We start from the raw sequence: 18,721 nt of genomic DNA, 5'->3' as shown, positions 1-18,721 counted from the left end.
TATCAAAATAATATCTTGTATAAATTGTGTCTATTATAGCTATCATTTAAAATTGGGTCTGCACCAAAAGAGTGTAAATAAACATAAAACTTGTAAACCTTATTCATCATAAGGATTATCGTTTTAGAAAAGGAGTGTGTGTTGAAAAAATTTTTAAAGGTAATTTTAATCTTATTAGTAATATTTATAGGAATTATGTTGGGAAGCATAATTTTAAATAAAACATATCATACAGAGTTTAAGTCTTTAGATAACACGGATCAAAAGATGTTAAAAGAATTAGCTACTATTTATAAGAGCTTTGAAGAATCGAGTGATAAACTTTGGAACGAAGATTATCGCTTCGAAAAAATGCCATTGGTTCTGATACGTAGTAATAAAGACGGGGGATTCTTTAGACAAGAAGCTTATGCAGTTAATGTAACGGGATTAGAAAATAGTATTTTTGCAAAGGAAATAAAAGTCTCAAATTCTCTGCATCTACCTAAAGTCTATCGCTTAACTCGTTTTGATTTTAGAACTATTTCTACCTGGTTTCCTTGTAACTTTGGGACAATAAATATTAATGATATGGATGTATTTTATTTAAAATATCATCCTAAAATGTTTAGTAATCCAGATTTATATTTTGATTTTTCATCTTTCTTATTACATGAAGGTTCTCATGCTTATAAACAAAAAGATTGGACATATGATGCAAATGGTGGAGAGTTTATTCACGAATATCCGATTAATAAAGAAAATTACGCGCTAATGGGATTAGAATTTAAGCTATTAGATAAAGCAATGATTGATACAAGACCAGAAAGTATTAATCAGGCATTATATGATTGGACAATTGTACGTAACTATCGCTATAAAAAATGGCCTCAATTAATTGGAGAAACAAAAACTGAAGCAATAGAAGGTTCAGCACGATACTTAGAGTATCGTTATAGTAAGTTAACTGGTGGAAATCTTATGGTACTTGCAAAGAAACAGAAGCCATATCATGTTACTTTTATGGAGGCGTTCAACTTCGTTGCTAATGGACAGGCAGAATCTCCAAAGTTTTTAGAGCGGAATATGAGATATGAGACTGGTTCAGCCCTTGAATTAAGCATGGACAAAGCAAATATTCCATGGAAAGAAGCTATTGAAGATAGTGCAACCAAACAAGGAAAGACACCATATGAAGTATTAAATACGTACTTTAATATAAATAATACGCCCACAATTGAAAATAAAATCAAAGAAATTAAAGAGAACAATGACTATGAAACACTTTTAGAACAAGGAGAAAAACTGGTTAAAATAAGTAACGAGTAAAGAAAATAAGATTTGAAAAAGAATTTCCTTTAATGAGCGTATTGAAGAGGATTCTTTTTTCATTTTATAAGTTATATAAACTACAGGTGTAATCAAAAAAGTTTAATTAAAAGAAGGAATCTCAAAATAATTATTTTTTATTAAAAGCTAAATTTAATGAAGAAGAAAACTTATTAATTGTAAATGGATCTAAAGAAAATTTTGAACAATATTTAAGACATTATCTTTTATACTGATTATGTTATTTTGGCGCTTTTAATTGCAAGTATATACTAAAGAGAGGATAGAAATGTACCACCTGCTTTTGCCTTTAGTTGTTCAATACGAGAAAAATGTGGAGGAATATGATGGAGTCAAAAATTCTTATTGTTGATGATGATAAAGAGATTAGAAATCTTATCTCTGTTTATTTGGAAAATGAAGGTCTGAAAACTCAAAAGGCAGAAGATGCTATTGAAGCTTTAAAATTGTTAGAAGAAAAGAAGTTCGATCTTATTATTTTGGATATTATGATGCCTAATATGGATGGTATTGAAGCATGTATGAAAATTAGGGAAGAACGAAATATGCCTATTATCATGCTATCTGCAAAATCAGAGGATATAGACAAAATTCAGGGGCTAGCGTCTGGTGCCGATGATTATTTATCAAAACCGTTTAACCCGTTGGAGTTAATCGCTAGAGTAAAATCCCAATTAAGAAGGTTTAAAAAATACAATACGCATACAGATAATAATAAAAGCATCTTAGGAATTGGTGATTTAACCGTGAATACAGATACACGTCAAGTATGGGTAAGAGGAACGGAAGTAAGGCTAACTCCAAAAGAGTTCGATATACTCAAACTACTTGCTCGTAACAAAGGAATTGTTCTCAGTGTTGCAAAAATATATGAAGCAGTTTGGAAAGATGCTTTTTATAAATCGGATAATACTGTCATGGTGCATATTACAAAAATAAGAGACAAAATTGAAGAGGATTCTAAACATCCAATTTATATTAAAACTGTTTGGGGAATTGGGTACAAAATATGAAGAAGGTTAGTTTTAGAAATAAGATAATTATAAAACTTCTTGGTGCTGTTGCAGTTAGTTTTTTTGTTTCGTTTGGTTTAACAATCCTCACTTTTCTATATGTCATAATCCCATTAAATCTAAATCACTATCTTGATGATCTTAGTACATTTGAAAATAATATGCTTACATTTCTTATATTCGCGTTAGCAATCTTTACTTTTATAATCATTTTTTTGATATTGGTTCGAAAGAAAATAATATATTTAAAGCTCATTTCTGATAGTGTTAATGATATTGCCAATGGAAAGCTGGGTTTGACAATTGGGATTGAGGGAAAGGATGAATTGACTCATCTTGCTCAAAATATTAATTATATGTCCAAGGAATTGGAGAATACATTTGAACAGGAAAGACAATTGGAACGTACAAAAAATGAACTCATAACCAACGTATCTCATGACTTACGCACACCGTTGACATCTATTATCGGCTATGTAGATTTATTAAAAAGAGGGCAATACGACAGTAAAGCACAATTACAGGAGTATCTCGAAACCACTTATTTAAAATCACAGAGATTGAAATATCTAATTGATGAACTATTTGAGTACACCCGTTTATCAGACATCGATGCTAAGTTAAACATTAACGAAGTTGATTTATCAGGCTTGTTGGAGCAAATAGTTGGAGAATATATTCCTATATTTGAAAAGGCAGGTTTAAGTGTTCAAAAATCAATAACGGAAGAAACAATACCTATTTTCATGGATGTAGAAAAAATGGTACGTGTTTATGAAAATCTGTTTATGAATGCGATAAAGTACAGCATGAAACCATCCGAATTATCAATATGTCTTGAACTAATAGGTAACAAAGCAATTTTGAAAGTATCAAATAAAGTCGAGAAGCCGCCTGTTAGCGATCCTAATAAATTATTTGAAAGGTTTTTCAGGGGTGATAAGGCAAGAAAAGATGATCAAGGAAATGGGCTGGGACTCGCTATTTCAAAAAGAATTGTTGAACTTCATAATGGTAATATGCATGCAGAATATAAAGTAGGCTGGATGTCCTTTATTGTTGAACATCCAATTAAATAGAATGGCTTATGGAATGAAAGGTTCCATAAGCTTTTTTTTAAACTTAAGAAACTTCTTAAGTTAATAATTCAAGTAGGCCATTCATAGTAGACATGATACTGATAAGTTAATTTGATTTATTATTATAAGGTGATTAATCGAATAAAGGGGAAGTTCATTGATATGAATAATGTAAGAGGCGATAGTAAATTTAGCAACCAGTGTGTTTTGGTATTCAACCAGGGCACACTGGTTTTATTTTTTTATAAATGTGGAACAAATGTATTACTTAGATTGTCTATTAAGTGTAATCCTAAAAGATATGAAAGTACAGATCATTTCGAAAAATACAAAGGTATTAAAAAGAGGGATATGTGTGGGAACACTAAGTGTCAGTGTGCCTAAAAGGGTGGGATGAGATGGTCTATATGAAAGTGGTTCTAATGTCTTATACGTATATAGAATTTGATAACGCTGTCTATTTTTTGGAGGATTATGTTAAAATAACGTTTTTTTGAGTACAAAGATATTGGAGGTAACAGAAGTGAAAAGTATGTTTTGCAAGAGATTTATTACAATAGTAACAGTGCTTACACTATTTTGTAGCATGGCCGTTACATTTGGAAGAGCATCAGCGGAAACAGTTCCTGCTATAGACGTAGAAGCAGGATCAGCAATTTTAGTAGAAGCAAATTCCGGGAAAATTTTATATCAAAAAAATGCAGATGAATCATTAGCAATTGCTAGTATGACAAAAATGATGAGTGAATACTTAGTTCATGAAGCGGTGGATAAAGGAAAACTTAAATGGGATCAAAAAGTTAAAATTTCTGAATATGCATATAAGATTTCGCAAGATCGCTCATTATCAAACGTTCCATTAGAAAATGGTGGCTCTTATACGGTCAAAGAGTTATATGAGGCAATGGTAATCTACTCTGCAAACGGTGCAACAATTGCTTTAGCTGAAGAGATTGCTGGAAAAGAAGTCAATTTCGTGAAAATGATGAACGATAAATCAAAAGAGTTTGGAATGAAAAATTATAAATTTGTAAACTCTACAGGTTTAACAAACCATGATTTAAAAGGACATCACCCAGAAGGGACAACTCCAGACGAGAAAAATAAAATGTCCGCAAGAGATTGTGCGATTTTAGCACAACGTCTTATTCAAGATTTCCCGAAAATATTAGATACAGCAAAAATCCCTAAAAAAACATTCCAAAAGGGTGGCAAGTATCCGATTGATATGACGAACTTTAACTGGATGTTAAAAGGCTTAATTAAGCAATACGAAGGTGTAGATGGGTTAAAAACAGGAACTACTCCAGAAGCCGGAGATTGTTTTACTGGTACAGTAGAAAAAAACGGTATGCGTCTAATCTCTGTAGTTATAAAAGCAAACTCTCATACAGCACGTTTTGATGAAACAAAGAAATTATATGATTATGGATTTGCAAATTTTGAAGTGAAGAAGGTCTATGAAAAAGATTCAGTAGTAAAAGGTCATGAAACAGTGCGAGTAGCAAATGCAAAGGACAAAGATATAGTTGTTCAAACGAAGCAAGCTGTTTCACTTCCAATGCCAAAGGGCAACAAAGACGTTTATAAAAAAGAATTTAAAGTATCGAATAAAGAACAAGAAGCGCCTATTAAAAAAGATGTAACAATTAGTAAAATGACTATATCACCTAAAGATAGTACAGATCCTGGATTTTTATCAGGTAAATCATTACAAGTAGACCTTGTAACAAAATCTGAAGTAGAACAAGCAAATTGGTTTACACGTTTAATGCGCGAAATAGGATCTTTCTTTAGCGGTATGTGGAATAGTGCGGTTGATATAGTAAAAGGCTAACTTTGTAGGATAAAACTAAATATTAGCCTGAAATAAAAGGTTTCAAAGTATTATAGATTCTTATGTGGATGGCTTGGAATGGAAGATTGCATTAATTCTCAAATCTGGTTCTTCGGAACTTTCGGTATTGCAATCAAGCTAAGGTAAATTTGTATCCATATAATCAAAAAACGCTATTCTTTTTGTAGAAATATACAGAAAGGATGGCGTTTATTATGAATTGTTCGATTCAAAGGGTTCTGGTGCAAGGCTAGTTTAATAAAGTTACATGATGAAAACACATTCATTATTCCATCAAGTGACAATAAAAATAAATACCTGGTACTTATTCCTGTTATTAAATTTTATAAAAATTTAATAAAATCTTTTCTTCTTATTAAATATTTTGTTTTAAATTAATTATATAAAGAAATGGAGGCCGAAAAATGAATTTTTTAAAGAAATTTAAGTATCTTTTTATAGTGTTTGTCCCTATGTATATAGTTATTCTTTAATTTCAATCGAATAAAAAAGCAAGGTATTCGAGAAAAAAGTACGGTACCATACAGAGAAAACGCTCTCCCATACAAAAGTAAACTGTACCGAAAGTGATAAAAGCGAATGTTATATGGAGGGAACCCCCTAATAATTTCACCTGAAAATCGGTAATTAATGAAACAAACAATAACAAGATGATACATGATTACGAGTTAATATCCCCAAAAGATAGGATTACTAGTGACAATCTTTGATACTGACAATTGAGGTGACGTCGATGAGAGGGACATTAATAAAAAGTGGAGTATTTATTTTAGTTTTAACAGGAGGGCTATATCTTACAAAATACGCATATGACCATCATACTAACCGAGTTAAAGTAAGAGACACGATTCAACAAATATCAATAGAGCATGGTATACCACCATGGATTCCTTTATCTATTGCATTCCATGAAAGTAAGTTTGATCGAAACGCAATTGGAGATCAGGGCACATCATTTGGACTGTTTCAGCTTCATCGAGGTGGACTAGCACCTAAAGATTTAACGAACGAAGATTTGAAAAATGCAGAAACCAATACTCGAATTGCAATATCTAATATGATAAATGCATATAACCGTGGTTTACAGCAAAATTTAAAAGGACCAGAGCTATTAAAATATGTTGCTAATACCTCAGGGTGGCCTGGGAATAAGGGTGTTCAATGGACAAATAAGCAGACAGACTATAACGAGGGTTTAGAAAACAGTTTTAAAATGTTTTCTAAACGACAATACGATTTTATAGAATGAAATTTCTTTTTTCTTTCTATTATTATATAACTTATGCCTAAATACGAAAGTTCCCTAAAACAGATACATAGATTGACTTTGTACTGCTTATATTAGGAATTTAAAGAAACAATATGTATAATTCTCCCACTACAATAGTATAGTGGCCTTTATTAACAGCAAAATCTACAATTTACAAGGAGAACATTTTATGAGTAAGAGAATAAAAGAATTAGATTCCATACGAGGGTTAGCGGCACTTACAGTGGTATTTGGACATTTTTGTTTAATGCTACCATCGTTGCCTAATTCTATTAAATTTTCCCCGCTTAGGTTTTTATGGGCTGGCGGGGAAGCTGTAATCGTTTTTTATATACTAAGTGGTTTTGTGTTATCTATGGCACTTTATCATTCAAAAACAAATTATTGGGGATATTTAATTAAGCGATTTGTACGAATCTATATTCCTTATTATTTTTGGATAATCATTACCTTTGCTTTATTTATTTTGTTCTCGCCGTATGAAGTGGCTGGACTACGGGATTGGTTCTATGATAGATGGCAAGGGTCTATAACAAAAATAGATATTATAAACCATTTTGTGCTTCTTAATAACTTTTTTACGGAAAATTATAATCCAGTTATCTGGTCATTGGCTCAAGAAATGCGTATATCTATTGTGTTTCCGTTGTTATTCCTTCTTTTTTATAAACTGAGTTGGAAGAAAACGATACTATTTGCTTTGAGCTTTTCTTTAATTAGTGTTTTCCTTAATATGTTGCATATAGGGAAAGCAGAGGGATTTTATAATGGTTATGCCGATACACTGCATTTCACATCGATGTTTATGGTTGGAATGTTACTTTTTAAGCATCAGGAAAAGCTTATCTACTTATATAGGAATATGAAAAAATTTAATAAAGGATTTCTTATTGCATTAGGGGTTATTCTATATTTATATTCCATTTTAATTTATGGTTTTTCCCGTAATGATACTACTTTCTTATTAAAAGATTGGGGTGTCGTAATCGGTGTTAGTATATTTATAATAATGGCCATGAGTAACCTAAAAGTGAAAGCATTTTTAAATAAGAGTGTATTTGTATACTTAGGAGAAATTTCATACAGTATCTATTTGTGTCATTTTCCAATCATGATGGTACTATTTAAACTTTTGTATACAAAGATACCTATCTTTTTCCTTCTTGTTTTATGTATTTCAATGACAATACTTCTTTCTATAGTTTCGTATCATTTAATTGAAAAGAAATGTATCAACTGGGCAAAACAAAGAACAACAAATTTTCGGAAAAAAGTGTAATGCTTGAAGGGATTTTATTTCTTTAGTAAATATACGAATATTACCGATTCTTAAGTATATTAGGAATCGGTCAATTACGGATTCTATATAAATATACTAAAATTGAACAAATTTTTAATTTTATACTTAACTCCAAAAATCCTCTTACTAAAGAGAATCTTCGTAACGTTTTTCCAGACATAGCCGAAAGTACAATTAGTAAAACGCTAGTTTCCTTGTAGCTGCTTGGTCAAATAAAGCTGGTTTCAGGAGGAAGAAATGCTCAATGTATACAGGTTTAATTCTGTATTAATAATTATTAGGGGGAACAACACATCGCTATCTATATCTAAAATGTTATATAAAACTATTGAATCTTTTATTCGTAAAAACAGAGGTGTAAAATGAATTTTATTTCCGAACTACTTGTTACCTTTGCAATTCCTACAATACAACTCACATTCTTGTTACTACTCATTTTTGTTTTTAGCTACTTTGTAGTATACAAAAAGGTATGTAAAGGAGGGGGGGAATTTACCGTACAACAAGTTATATTGTTTATATTGATAATAGGATATTATTCCCTTGTATTATCAGCTACTTCATTTGGTCGTCCAGATGATATAACTTTTGCAAGAACAATTGACTTTGATGTACTTAGTGTTTATAAAAAAGCATGGAATACCTTTTCATTTTCTTCTTTTTTCCATATCATTGTGAATATAGGTATGCTTTTTCCGTTAGGAATTTTATTACCTTTATTTAGTAATGTTTTTCAAAAAACAAAATGGATGTTAATCAGCTCAATTATAGCAAGTTTATTGATTGAAATCCTTGAATTTATAATGCAACGTGGAAGTATGGAACTAGCCGATTTACTTCATAATACTTTAGGAATGATGCTAGGATATTCTATGTTAAATATAGTTCTTATATTGTTGAAGAAAAAAGAAACAGATACACAAATGACCAAATATTTATTTCTTCCGATTACAGTAAGTTTTGTTACACTTGGAATAATGATTTCGTATCAAATGAAGGAATTTGGGAATATGCCTCTAGATCCCATTACAAAAACAGACATGACTGATGTCACTATAAAAACATCAATAGAGTTAAAAGACGAAGGTAATAAAATGCCTGTTTACAAAGAGGAAATTACAAAAATGCCTAATGACAATGAGCCAGTTACAAAAAAATCACATATTCGAGATGTCGAAATTCTGTCTCCCAAAGAAGTATTTCAAAAACTAAAACAAGGAGACTTTGATCCTATAATATCTTTCAAAGCAGGTGATACATTAGTCATTACAGATTATAATATAGATTACTACGCTGATACAAAAGGCTTTTCTCAACCTATATATGTTTTTCAAGTACGCTTAAATGATAATGGGAAAGATAGTTGGTCTCAACCTATTTCTGCGAGAAAATAACGTAGATTTTCATGTTTTTGTTCATGTGAAATAGTTTAATCGAGTTGTCTTGCTCATTTAAAAAATCTCCTATGGAATTTAATTGAAATTGAAAAACATTTAAGAAGAACAATTACGCTGCGGGCTATTGTATAGTGTAGATATGAATAACAAAAAAGGGGGACTATATATGTGGAAGCGATTTGTAGCGATTGGTGATAGTTTTACAGAGGGGATAGGGGATGAAGTTGAGGGAATAGCATTAAAAAGCTGGGTAGATCATTTTGTTCAACTGTGTGTAGATGATTTAAAATATGCTAATTTTGCAAAACGTGGGTTAGTAACTAAAGAAATTCGCTCACAGCAATTGGAACAGGCATTAACTTTTAATCCAGATTTGGTTAGTCTAATTGCAGGTGCAAACGATGTTTTAAAAGGACGTTGGAATCATCAAGCATATAAGAACGATATGGAATTTATGATAGATACATTAAGTAAAGCAGGTGCTGATATTATTATAGCAAACCTTCCAGATTTTACTGTTAGGCTTCCATTTCCTTCTGAAAAAAAACAAGTATTAAAAAAACAATTATTTGAGGCAAATGAAGTTATACTTTCACTGAGTAGAGAGTATAAGCTTCATCATGTTGACTTTTGGGATCATCATTTAGTTAATGACAATACGCTTTGGTCTACGGATTTAATTCATCCAAACTCAAAAGGATATGTAAAAGTTGCTGAATTGATTTTTAGTAGTTTGCCTGTACATGACTCTTTTAAATAAGCTGTAGAATGACCTAAACTCCTGTCGCATGCTGTACAGGGGTTTTTGGTGCGAATAAGAAGGATATAGAGTGCCTATAAATTATACTTTAAGTAATTCTTTTTATTGTTTATATTTTTGTTATTTTCTGTTGCAGAATCCTTATTATAAGGATTCTTTTTTTGTATCAATAATCTATAAAGAAAAAAGATGAAATTGGCGAAAATGAACTAAAAGGTATTTTAAATGAATTGTTAAAACAACACTAATAATGATAACGTTCGCGAAATATATTCGTCGTTTGTAAGAATCTTAAAATCTTCCCTTTTGAATGCAGCTTAACCATAAATTTAATTTTTTTGTAAATGTGGAACTATTTCATTACTTACACTGTCTATTAAGCGTTAAAACATTTTTTATTTAACATATTTAGAAAGGAATAATCATTTTTAATTAAGGGAGAAGATTGAATTGAAAAAAATATGGATGCTGCTTTTCTTTTGTTTTGGAGTTATGTTGGTAGGATGCAATAAAGATGAGCCGCCAAAACAAGCATTTGAAGAATATATCAATTTATGGAATGATAAAAAATTTACAAATATGTATGATCGTTTATCAGAACATGCAAAAAAAACGATTTCTAAAAAGGAGTTCACAGAGAAATATCAAAAAATTTATGAGGGTATTGGAGTTAAGAATTTAAAAATTAAAATGAAAGGAGAGAATAATAAAGATAAAGAACTTTTTCTTTTTGAAGTTAATATGGATACGGATGGAGGAACTGTTTCATTCATCCATGAAGCAAAACTCGTGAAAGATAAAGATAAGGAATCTTGGAAAATAGATTGGACACCAGACTTCATTTTCCCAGGTATGAAAAAAGATTACAAAGTACGTATGCAAACAGAGCAAGGAAAACGAGGGGAAATATATGATCGAAATGGAAAAGGGCTTGCAACGAATGGTAAAGCGTCTGAAGTTGGAATTATTCCAGAGAAACTAGGTGAAACGGCAGCGCAAACGAAAGAAATAGTAGCACAATTACTTGATATGTCTATAGAAGAGGTCGATCAGAAGCTCGCAGCAAAATGGATAAAACCAGATTCCTTTGTACCAATTGGTATTTTAAAAGAGGGAACCAGACAGAATGATTATATTGAATTAGAAGGAGTTTTATCTCGCCCAGTAAATATTCGTACGTATCCATTAGGAGAAGCAGCGGCACACTTAACGGGATATATAGGAAAGGTAAATGCAGAGGAGTTAAAATCGCTTCAAAAAAAAGGTTATCAAGCAGATGATTTAGTGGGTAAGACAGGTTTAGAGAAAGTATTAGAGAATAAATTGCGTGGTGAAAAGGGTGGACGCGTATTTATGGAAGATGAGAACGGGAAAGAGATTAAAAACGTAGCAAAACAAGAAGCAAAAAAAGGGGAAAATGTTACGTTAACTATTGATGCTGCAATTCAAGAAAAAATCTTTAATGAGATAAAAAATGAAGCAGGATCTAGTGCAGCGGTCAATCCTAAAACGGGTGAAACAATCGCACTTGTAAGTAGCCCTGCTTATAATCCAAATACAATAGTTAGAGGAGCATCAAAAGCTCAACGGGAAGCATGGAATAATGACTCGAAACTGCCAATGATGAATCGCTTCACACAAGCATTTGTACCAGGTTCCGTATTTAAAACGATAACAGGTGCAATTGGTTTGGAAACAAACACAATAAATCCTAAGGAAGAATTTAAAATTCAAGGATTAAAGTGGACAAAAGATTCATCTTGGGGAAATTATTATGTAACACGTGTGAAGGATGCTAGTCCAGTTGATTTTGATAAGGCAATGAAGTACTCTGATAATATTTATTTTGCTCAACAAGCTTTGAAAATAGGAAAAGATCAGTATGTAAATGAATTTAAGAAATACGGATTTCATGAAAAATTACCAATTGAATACGAATTCCCTATTTCAATCATTGCAAAAGATGGGATAAAAAATGATATTCAACTAGCAGACACGGGGTACGGACAAGGACAAGTATTAATGACACCTCTTCATTTAGCATTGACTTATGCACCGATTGTCAATGAGGGTAACATTCCGTCACCGCATCTTATGAAAAAAACAAAAGAAGCGGGAAATTGGAAAGAAAATGTAATTTCTACCAAGAATCAAGAGATATTAAAAAGTGCGTTAATAAAGGTTATTAATGATCCTGATGGTGCTGGGAGAATTGCTAAAGTTGATGGTGTAACTCTCGCTGGTAAGACGGGTACAGCAGAACTGAAAGAATCGAAAGAAGCAGAGGGTAAAGAACTTGGATGGTTTGTAGCTTTCGATGCAAGCGCGCCAAACATGATTGTTACCATGATGATTGAAGATGTAAAAGGGAGAGGCGGGAGCAACGTTCCAGGTGAAAAAATAAAACATGTTTTTCAGAAATAATACTTAATTAGAAGGTGAAATTTACTTCTTTAGTAAATATACAAACCTTACCGATTCAAGATTATATTAGGAATCGGTTAATTTATGTCTAAACGCAGATTTTATGATTTTAATAATCGTATTTAATTACGTGTTTTTTACACAATTAAATACGATTATTTTTTATTTGAAAATTATAAAATAACAAATTTTAAAATATTAAATTAGATAATTGAAATTTAAAAAATAAGAGCTATTATACTTAACTTTATTTTCAGAAATATTACAAAACTGTTAGTTTGAAGTAAGGTTATTCAATATAAGTAAGAGGGGAATTTCTTTATACTAAAAGATAAAAGTATTAATTAGATATTTCTAGATAATAAATAGATACATAAATAAAAGGAGCTAAATGTATGTATAAAATCATGATTGTAGAAGATGACCAAAAAATTTCTAAACTACTTCAATCCCATATTAATAAGTACGGGTATGAAGGGAATATTACAGAGGATTTTGAAAATATTTTGGCTAACTTTGAAAAAATTCAACCTGATTTAGTTTTATTAGATGTAAATTTACCGAGTTTTGATGGTTTCTACTGGTGCCGACAAATTAGAACGGTCTCTACTTGTCCCATTATATTTATATCAGCACGTAGTGGAGAGATGGAGCAAGTTATGGCACTTGAACATGGTGCAGACGATTATATCACTAAACCGTTTCATTATGAAGTTGTAATGGCAAAAATCCGAAGTCATCTTCGAAGAATTTACGGAGAATACGCACCGAAAGCGGAAGAAAGAGTTGTTCAGCAATCCGGTTTAATACTTTATCCAGAAAAAATGGAATTAAAGCTAAATGATAGCATGTGTATACTGTCAAAAAAAGAAACTGTTTTACTAGAAACTCTCTTACGACAATCTCCTAGTATTGTTAGTCGAGAGAAAATCTTAGAAAAACTTTGGGATGACTATACGTATGTAGATGATAATACGTTAAGTGTAAATGTTACACGTGTCCGAAAAAAATTAGAGGAAATCGGAATAAAAAATGCATTAGAAACAGTTCGTGGTGCTGGATATCGTTTGAAAATAACTTGGAAGAATGATGAGGTATAATAATGAATTTATTTTTACGTGAACATATCCCTTTCATCTGTTTCTCAATCATTCAGCTATTTGTCGTTCTAACTGTTTATTGGCTGGATGGATATAACCACTTATCTACTGCGTTATATAGTGTGTTTTTAGGAGGATGCTTTTTAATTGCGTTTTTACTGTATCGCTACTTTAGCCATCGTAGATTTTATAACAAATTATCCAACCCTTCTGAAACATTAGAGGACTCCTTAGAAGAACTCGATTCCACTCCATTATCAGTAGCACTTCAGCGTGTGTTAAAGACACAATACAGTCAATATCATCAACAGTTAAAGACTTGGGAATATAAACAAAAAGAGCACCTTACATTTATTAATCAATGGGTGCATCAGATGAAAACGCCTCTATCAGTTATTGAACTGATCACACAAGAAGAGAATGGGGAGGTTTTTGAAAGTATTGTGGAAGAAGTAGATCAAATGCAGTACGGATTAGAAATGGTCTTATATATGGCGCGATTACAAACGTTTGAGCAAGATTTTTATGTGGAAAGAGTTTCGTTACAGGAAATCGTTCAAGAAGTAATCCGTGAAAATAAACGTCTGTTTATCCGTAGCTATGTTTATCCAGAAGTAAAAGTAAAACAAACTATTATGGTAGAAACCGATAGAAAGTGGCTTCGGTTTGTTATTCATCAAGTGATATCCAATGCCATTAAGTATTCAGCAGGAAGTAGAAAAAACGTTACTATTACTACATTAGAAGAAGAGCGCTCAGTAATCCTTGAAATACACGATCATGGTGTAGGAATTCCAAAAGAAGACCTCCCGAGAGTATTCCGCCCATTTTATACGGGAATAAATGGTCGGAAATTTAAGGAATCTACTGGGATGGGATTATATCTTGTGAAAAATATTATAAAAAGATTGGAACATGATATTGAAATAAAGTCGGAAGTAGGTAAAGGAACAACAATCTGTATTATTTTCCCTTATGCAAATCGTTAGAACGGTGTTTAGTTTGATTTTTCAGAAATATTACAGACCTGTTAGATATATGAAAGGTTAATCGATATGAGAAGAAGGGACGCTTAGATAAACTTAGGTTATTAAAAGATAAAAAGGAGCAAAACGATATGGAAATATTAAAGGTCTGTGAACTGAGTAAAATCTATACAGGAAAGGTATCTTATGAAGCGCTCGCCGACATTAATTTGAGTGTGAAAAAAGGGGAGTTTGTAGGAATAATGGGACCATCAGGAAGTGGAAAAACTACTTTGTTGAACATGGTTTCTACTATTGATTCTCCCACATCAGGAGAAATATTGATTAATGGAGAAAATCCATATCAATTATCTCAAAATGAACTGGCATTATTTCGAAGACGTGAATTAGGTTTTGTGTTTCAAGCATTCAATCTTCTTACAACATTAACTGTAAAAGAAAATATTGTTCTTCCTCTGACGTTAGATGGTACTAAAGTTGAGGATATGAATCAGCGTGTAGAAGGTATTGCAGAAAAATTAGGCATTCAAGATATATTAAATAAACGAACATATGAAATATCGGGCGGACAAGCACAAAGAACAGCAATTGCACGTGCTCTAATTCATAAACCTAAATTATTACTTGCAGATGAGCCGACAGGAAACTTAGATTCAAAAGCGGCTAATGATGTAATGGAGTTATTAAAACGATTAAATAAAGAACAAGATGCAACAATGATGCTTGTTACGCACGATCCAGTGGCTGCAAGTTTTTGTGATCGCGTTGTATTTATTAAAGATGGAAAATTATATAACGAAATTTATAACGGAGAAAACCAACAAATGTTTTATCAAAAAATTATAGATGTACTTGCATTACTAGGAGGTCGTAAGCATGACTTTTCAAAGATTCGCTTTTAATAATATCATTCGAAGTAAGCGGACTTATGCTGCACACTTTCTAAGTAGCTCATTTTCAGTTATGGTTTTTTTTACATATTCACTCTTACTTTTTCATCCTGATTTACAAGGAGAACTAGCCTCCACAAGTAAAACAATGAGCCTTTTAGGAACAATGGGGATGCAAATCTCTCAATATCTCATTTTTGTATTTTCATTCTTCTTTCTTTTATATTCGGTGAGTTCTTTTTTAAAAACAAGAAAAAAAGAATTTGGAATTTTAATCATGCATGGTATGACACCGGCGCAGTTAAATAAATTAATTTTTTTAGAAAATATGTTAATTGGAGTCGCTTCAATTACATTTGGTATCTTAATTGGTTTAATATTTTCAAAGCTCAATTTATTGGCAAGTGAAAATATATTAGCGATTGATAAGGGTCTTCCTTTTTACGTTCCTATAAAAGCTGTCTTTACGACAACTGGCGCATTTTTGATTCTGTTTCTAGTCATTTCGTTGTTTACTTCTAAAATGGTAAAAGCAAACAAGTTAATTGATTTGATGAAATCAGAGGAAAAGCCAAAACCAGAGCCAAAGGCATCAAAATCATTAGCATTCCTTTCCGTATTATTAATTGGGTTAGGGTATGGATGTGTGTTCTATTTCGTACTAGAAAGAAACTTCATTATGCCTTACTTACTTGGAGGGGTAGTCTTTGTAGTGATAGGGACATATTTTCTATTTTCACAGTTGAGCGTGTATGTAATACGTGTCTTAAAGAAAAAAGACACTTTGTTTTTTAATAAAACAAACCTTCTTACTATATCTGAATTGGCCTATCGTATGAAGGATAATGCAACTATGTTCTTTATGCTAGCGATTGTTTCCGCTGTGGCCTTCACAGGGATTGGTACATGCCTAGCAATGGGAAATAAGGGATTAACCGAAATGACCAACCCATTTGCATTTACCTATACTTCGTTAGGAGAAAATGCACAAGAAGAAGAGCACATTACAGAAATGAAAAAACAACTTACTCGCTCAAATTTCTCTTATCAGGTAGCGGTTACGAATCCTAAATTCACGGAAAATAATTTAGTGCTAATCAAAGTATCAGAGTATAACAAGTTTGCAAAAATTTTCGGATATGAAATGGAAAAGATGGATAACGATCAAGAAGCGACCATAGTACCCTCAATCATTTCGCAAAAAGAAAAGTATGCAAGAGGAAAAGATATACCTGAAAAAATAGATGTAGTACAGGAAAACTTAGAAATGTCCCTCCGGGTCAAGAAGGCGGTCCCACATATAGTTCTCCCAAATTCAATTGGAGCCATTATTGTTGTTTCGGATTCTCTGTACGATAAAATCCCTAACAGAAAGACGGAAGATGATTCTTACGTAATGAAAAGTCAATATGGTTTTGTCGTGGAAAATTGGGAGAAATCAAGAGTGGTTACAAAAAAATTAGAAGAAACAATGGGTAATCATAATTCGGGGCAAGCACATTATTATTTTAAAGCGTTGTATTCTGAATGGATTTCTTCGAAACAAGAGAACGGCATTTTACTTATCGTCAGTGTTTTAGTAGGTATTGTATTCTTTACGTTTGCAGCCAGCCTATTATATTTCAGGCTATATGCAGATTTAGAAAGAGAACAACAACAATACGAAATGATTGCAAAGGTCGGTCTAAGTAGAAAAGAACTAAAGAAAATCGTAACACGACAGCTTATACTAATGTTCTTCTTGCCTATCATTATAGCGATTATTCATAGCGGGGTCGCTTTTATAGCCTTGCAACAGCTAATTGACTACTCTGTTTTAAAGATTTCGATTTTAATTATACTAGCCTTTATATCCATTCAAAGTGTGTACTTTTTCACTGTCCGTTGGCGTTATTTACAACGGTTATATAAAAAAATCATGTAACGTATTGATAAAACAAGCAAAGAGGAGAAAAAGAAATGAAAAAAGTAATGAAAGTGTGCGTGGCAGGGATTGTATCTATTTCTATGTTAGGAGCTTGTTCTTTTGGGAAGAAAGAGGAACCAAGGAATGCCGCTTTATTAATTGGAGGAGAACAATCATTAAAAGGAATAGTAAATCAACATAAAAGTGAAATTAAGACCAACACTTTGTATAAAGTGAAGCAAGCAGAAATTGATGGTAAACAAGTATTAATGATGGATCAAAAAACAGCGAAAAAAATGGTTGGGTTAGGTGTATTAAGAGAGTCAGATAATGATGATGAAGTATGGAGTTCAGACCCAATTAAGTCAGTACCTTCAGCTCCAAAAGGTAAAGCTGTCTTACTAGCTAGTAAGAAAAATAAAAAAATCAAGGAATTAACAATTAATGAAAAGAAAATAGATGTCCAGTATGCTAGTGATACTTGGTTCGGTCACTATCGTAATCCAAATTACGAGGAATTGATTGTAATTGTTGATAATGCAACTTTCAATCAGATTCCTGTAAATGAAACATCAATGGAAATCCTACATTTCAATAAATCGTATGGAGAAGATAGACCATACAACTCAGATGATGTTAAAGCTGCACAAGCAGAAACTGAATGGAAAAAACTCACTAAAACTATGGAGAGTCAAGTGGATGTATTAGATGCGGTTTCTATTATAAAAAAATAATGAAAATATATTTAATACAGAAAAACCAGGATGATTTTAAGAATTTATCCTGGTCTTTTTTATTACATTTTTTTAAGAAATATCATCTGTCGAAAAAAAGATAAACAATGGAACAAATGAAACTTGTATCATGTCTATATATTGAAACCATATTAAAAGTGAGGGCAGCTTTATGTTTATTCAAATAAGTTTGAGGTGTGGAAATGGAACAGAAGTTTATTGAAAAATGTAATCATGATGAGCTTGACTATGTTATAAAAGACTATTGGCAAGATGTATGGAATTATTCATTTATTATTACGAAAGATCCACACTTATCAGATGACATCACACAAGATGTATTTATTAAGGTTTTTAAACATTGGAATTCGTTTCGAAAGGAGTCATCTATTAAAACGTGGATATTAAAAATTACAAGAAATACGGCAATAAACTATTTGAAATCCTCTTATTTTAAAAGGATATCTTTAGTGGGATTTTTTAGTGACGATAAGCAATCTCCATCGGCAGAACAAGAATTTTTTAATCAAGAGGAAATGAATGATGTGTGGGATGTTGTATTAAAACTACCTAAAAAACACCGCGAAATACTAATATTGGACGCGAAATATGAATTATCTTATGAAGAAATGGCTGAAACATTAGGTGTATCCATTGGAACAGTCAAATCTAGGT

General features: G+C 31.8%; 15 protein-coding genes and 1 pseudogene. All 16 read left to right on the top strand.

Annotation, left to right across the window (positions count from 1 at the left end; all coding sequences use genetic code 11):
- The first annotated feature begins 141 nt into the window (after nt 1–141).
- Nucleotides 142–1,308, top strand: a complete 1,167-nt coding sequence (locus MR155_RS24775) for a hypothetical protein (protein WP_219302280.1) — start codon at nt 142–144, stop codon at nt 1,306–1,308.
- 347 nt (nt 1,309–1,655) lie between these two features.
- Nucleotides 1,656–2,342, top strand: coding sequence for a response regulator transcription factor (locus tag MR155_RS24770; RefSeq protein ID WP_242311334.1), 687 nt, complete (start codon nt 1,656–1,658; stop codon nt 2,340–2,342).
- Entirely contained in the window at nt 2,339–3,421 is a 1,083-nt protein-coding gene (locus tag MR155_RS24765; RefSeq protein ID WP_242311333.1) for a sensor histidine kinase, read from the top strand. Before MR155_RS24770 ends, MR155_RS24765 begins: the two co-directional genes overlap by 4 nt.
- 523 nt (nt 3,422–3,944) lie before the next feature.
- Nucleotides 3,945–5,258, top strand: coding sequence for a D-alanyl-D-alanine carboxypeptidase family protein (locus tag MR155_RS24760; RefSeq protein ID WP_307897004.1), 1,314 nt, complete (start codon nt 3,945–3,947; stop codon nt 5,256–5,258).
- A gap of 754 nt (nt 5,259–6,012) precedes the next feature.
- Entirely contained in the window at nt 6,013–6,528 is a 516-nt protein-coding gene (locus MR155_RS24755; protein ID WP_002141806.1) for a transglycosylase SLT domain-containing protein, read from the top strand.
- A gap of 142 nt (nt 6,529–6,670) precedes the next feature.
- Entirely contained in the window at nt 6,671–7,828 is a 1,158-nt protein-coding gene (locus MR155_RS24750) for an acyltransferase family protein (RefSeq protein ID WP_396027183.1), read from the top strand.
- An 89-nt stretch (nt 7,829–7,917) separates the two neighbouring features.
- Nucleotides 7,918–8,049: pseudogene (locus MR155_RS24745) on the top strand (Fic family protein); the annotation flags it as partial.
- A 162-nt stretch (nt 8,050–8,211) separates the two neighbouring features.
- Nucleotides 8,212–9,243, top strand: coding sequence for a VanZ family protein (locus MR155_RS24740; RefSeq protein WP_219302282.1), 1,032 nt, complete (start codon nt 8,212–8,214; stop codon nt 9,241–9,243).
- A 169-nt stretch (nt 9,244–9,412) separates the two neighbouring features.
- Complete coding sequence (locus MR155_RS24735; protein ID WP_242311331.1) at nt 9,413–10,006, top strand: SGNH/GDSL hydrolase family protein; 594 nt, start codon at nt 9,413–9,415, stop codon at nt 10,004–10,006.
- 450 nt (nt 10,007–10,456) lie between these two features.
- Nucleotides 10,457–12,430 carry a penicillin-binding transpeptidase domain-containing protein gene (locus tag MR155_RS24730; protein ID WP_219302284.1) on the top strand — a complete coding sequence of 658 codons (1,974 nt, stop codon included), beginning with the start codon at nt 10,457–10,459 and terminating at the stop codon, nt 12,428–12,430.
- A 395-nt stretch (nt 12,431–12,825) separates the two neighbouring features.
- Nucleotides 12,826–13,530 carry a response regulator transcription factor gene (locus MR155_RS24725; protein ID WP_002085493.1) on the top strand — a complete coding sequence of 235 codons (705 nt, stop codon included), beginning with the start codon at nt 12,826–12,828 and terminating at the stop codon, nt 13,528–13,530.
- A gap of 2 nt (nt 13,531–13,532) precedes the next feature.
- Nucleotides 13,533–14,519, top strand: coding sequence for a sensor histidine kinase (locus MR155_RS24720; RefSeq protein WP_002017026.1), 987 nt, complete (start codon nt 13,533–13,535; stop codon nt 14,517–14,519).
- A gap of 128 nt (nt 14,520–14,647) precedes the next feature.
- The gene (locus MR155_RS24715) at nt 14,648–15,418 is read left to right on the top strand and encodes an ABC transporter ATP-binding protein (protein ID WP_002017024.1); all 771 of its coding nucleotides are present in this window, start codon (nt 14,648–14,650) and stop codon (nt 15,416–15,418) included.
- On the top strand, nt 15,393–17,330 hold the full coding sequence (locus MR155_RS24710) for an FtsX-like permease family protein (RefSeq protein WP_242248780.1): 1,938 nt from the start codon (nt 15,393–15,395) through the stop codon (nt 17,328–17,330). The genes MR155_RS24715 and MR155_RS24710 overlap by 26 nt, the downstream gene beginning before the upstream one ends.
- A gap of 35 nt (nt 17,331–17,365) precedes the next feature.
- Nucleotides 17,366–18,046: a lipoprotein BA_5634 family protein gene (locus MR155_RS24705; RefSeq protein ID WP_219302288.1), complete on the top strand. Its 681-nt coding sequence runs from the start codon at nt 17,366–17,368 to the stop codon at nt 18,044–18,046.
- Between the two features lie 203 nt (nt 18,047–18,249).
- Nucleotides 18,250–18,721, top strand: a 472-nt coding sequence (locus MR155_RS24700; RefSeq protein WP_242311330.1) for an RNA polymerase sigma factor, incomplete at its 3' end; no start/stop codon positions are given.

The organism is Bacillus cereus group sp. BfR-BA-01331, from assembly GCF_022663915.1.
GTDB classification, from domain to species: domain Bacteria; phylum Bacillota; class Bacilli; order Bacillales; family Bacillaceae_G; genus Bacillus_A; species Bacillus_A mycoides.
The sequence above is the reverse complement of the archived record's forward strand: the minus strand, read 5'-3'. Positions and strand labels throughout refer to the sequence as shown.

What these genes read in the sequence shown, in the direction of transcription:
- MR155_RS24705 (WP_219302288.1), top strand. Translation starts at nt 17,366, where the DNA reads ATGAAAAAAGTAATGAAAGTGTGCGTGGCAGGGATTGTATCTATTTCT.
- MR155_RS24725 (WP_002085493.1), top strand. Translation starts at nt 12,826, where the DNA reads ATGTATAAAATCATGATTGTAGAAGATGACCAAAAAATTTCTAAACTA.
- MR155_RS24720 (WP_002017026.1), top strand. Translation starts at nt 13,533, where the DNA reads ATGAATTTATTTTTACGTGAACATATCCCTTTCATCTGTTTCTCAATC.
- MR155_RS24735 (WP_242311331.1), top strand. Translation starts at nt 9,413, where the DNA reads ATGTGGAAGCGATTTGTAGCGATTGGTGATAGTTTTACAGAGGGGATA.
- MR155_RS24770 (WP_242311334.1), top strand. Translation starts at nt 1,656, where the DNA reads ATGGAGTCAAAAATTCTTATTGTTGATGATGATAAAGAGATTAGAAAT.
- MR155_RS24740 (WP_219302282.1), top strand. Translation starts at nt 8,212, where the DNA reads ATGAATTTTATTTCCGAACTACTTGTTACCTTTGCAATTCCTACAATA.
- MR155_RS24755 (WP_002141806.1), top strand. Translation starts at nt 6,013, where the DNA reads ATGAGAGGGACATTAATAAAAAGTGGAGTATTTATTTTAGTTTTAACA.
- MR155_RS24715 (WP_002017024.1), top strand. Translation starts at nt 14,648, where the DNA reads ATGGAAATATTAAAGGTCTGTGAACTGAGTAAAATCTATACAGGAAAG.
- MR155_RS24765 (WP_242311333.1), top strand. Translation starts at nt 2,339, where the DNA reads ATGAAGAAGGTTAGTTTTAGAAATAAGATAATTATAAAACTTCTTGGT.
- MR155_RS24710 (WP_242248780.1), top strand. Translation starts at nt 15,393, where the DNA reads ATGACTTTTCAAAGATTCGCTTTTAATAATATCATTCGAAGTAAGCGG.